1 protein-coding gene is annotated in these 1,934 nt (G+C 58.3%); it reads right to left on the reverse strand.

From position 1 onward, the window contains the following. Window positions 1-1,867, reverse strand: a 1,867-nt coding sequence (locus tag AC1D01_RS32460; RefSeq protein WP_477873615.1) for an ATP-binding protein, incomplete at its 3' end; no start/stop codon positions are given. Window positions 1,868-1,934 lie beyond the last annotated feature (67 nt).

The raw sequence follows: 1,934 nt of genomic DNA on the forward strand, positions 1-1,934 counted from the left end.
GGAGTGCCTTGACGAATTGCTTTCCGCGCTCGCCGGTATAGAAGGCCACGTCTAGGTCATCGAACTCGTCAATGATCACTAGGAACTTATGCCCATTGCTGGCCAAGACGAGCCCCTCTATGAATGGAATGAGCCTGCTAAGACCTGCGCCAAACTCCGCCTCACTCGGAACTTTGACTATTGGGCCTGCCTTCTGAATCAAGCGTTCCGCGATCAGATGGGCGATCTGCCCTTCATGCAGAGATACCAACTCACCCATTCGAAGAAGGACGCACGTAAAGTCCTGCTTCGCACCTAGTTCAGCGGCCAAGACTTGAAGAAGCGAGGTCTTACCAATTCTCTTCTGGCCCCACACGAACGTCGATGCCCCTGCCATAGCGGCCAATCGCAGTTTGCGCAACGACGACTCGCGACCGTAGAGTCGGTCGGGCCGCCTGATCGGATTCAGGCTATATGGCGGGCTCGCCAATAGCGCTTGCCAGTCTGGTTCCGTAACTTGCTGAGAGACCTCTAGTCGATCTGGGACAGATGCCTGCTTGCCTGCGCTGGTCTGGCAAACCCACTCGATCGGGACATCCAAGGTTTCTCGAGGAGCGTCGAGAGACAAGCTCAGCCGAATAAGTTGCTCGCCGTTTGGCGGCACATCGAATGGCCCGGAGGGTTCCGCCACAGCAAGTCGGACGCCATCATGCGGGCTTAGTCGTCGCAAGGATACGTCGTGGGCATGTCCCTTACCGCGATTCACAAGGGAGAACGAAAGGTTTAGCTCACTACCTACAGCGCGCAAGTCGGCCTTGGTACTGTGATTCCGCAGCACCAGCATCGGCGCGAGCGCCACCTCTCCGCGCGACGTGGCGTCTTCCACCAACGAGCCGACATGATCTAGTACTGGCTGCACCAGCGACAGCCACACGCGACTCCGCCTCCGAGAATCGCCGCTACCGGGGCGTTGCATCCTCACGTTCTCAAGCATTTCCGGAGCTCGCCGGATCACTTCGACATCGTCCTCTCGCTCGTAGGCTTCGCAGAACTTGCGGAACGCTGGGCCAATCAGGATCTCGAGGTCACGCAGAAACTGGCGCTCTGCTGGAACGACAAGTGGTTGCAGTCGATGTGCGACTTTGAGCACCTCGATAGACGCAGCTTTTGCAGTCGCCGGTGTTGTCCGCACAAAACGCCCCACAGAGGAAACCCCCTCGGAGATGGAGTCGCCTAACTTAACCAGCGCGGCACGGCAGGTGTCGAGCGGCGAGCGCTTCTCCACGCCGTAGGCAACACCAATGTCTTCCTTCAGCCGGTATGCGAAGTCTCGTGCGGAGTCTGGCAACTCTTCGGTGAGGTCGTAGACGCGGCCCAAGGCATTGATGAACGCACTAGCCAAGTTCGGCCCGGAGAAGGACTCCATTCGTTCCCCCAACTCGGCCAGCGACTCAACGTCCAGCACTGTGTCTCGCGTGCTGGCCCAAGCACATGTCGCTTTCGCGAGCAAGCCATCAATCGCTGAAGCTGGGGCTTCAGGCAGTCGACGGGCAGTCAATTCGCCAATAGTGAAAGCATCACCGTGATCTCTGGCTGCGGCTAATTCATCTTCGGCGATCTCTTTTGGCAGCCCGGAGCCGGAGGCGTCTTCAGCAGGCACAAGTGTTTGTCGAATGCGGGAGAAAAATTCCTGAAGCCGCAGTCGAACGCGGAGCGACAACTCGCGATTCCAAACTTGCTGCAACTCTGCGGGAAGGTAGTTCGTCGAAAGGCCTTGCTCCTGCCAACGTTGAGCGTTGACGAGCGCGATGCCAGTCAGAGAGCGCTTGTGGGTTTCGATGAACGTCAACCGCCACTCGGCCAGTTCGACAGGTGTCAGTGTGGGCATTCGGCTCTCCTGATCGCCTTGCTCAAATGGCCGTGCACGACTGAGGCCTTCGTCCCATACATAGGTC

It is taken from the genome of Rhizobacter sp. P3_B12, from assembly GCF_056402895.1.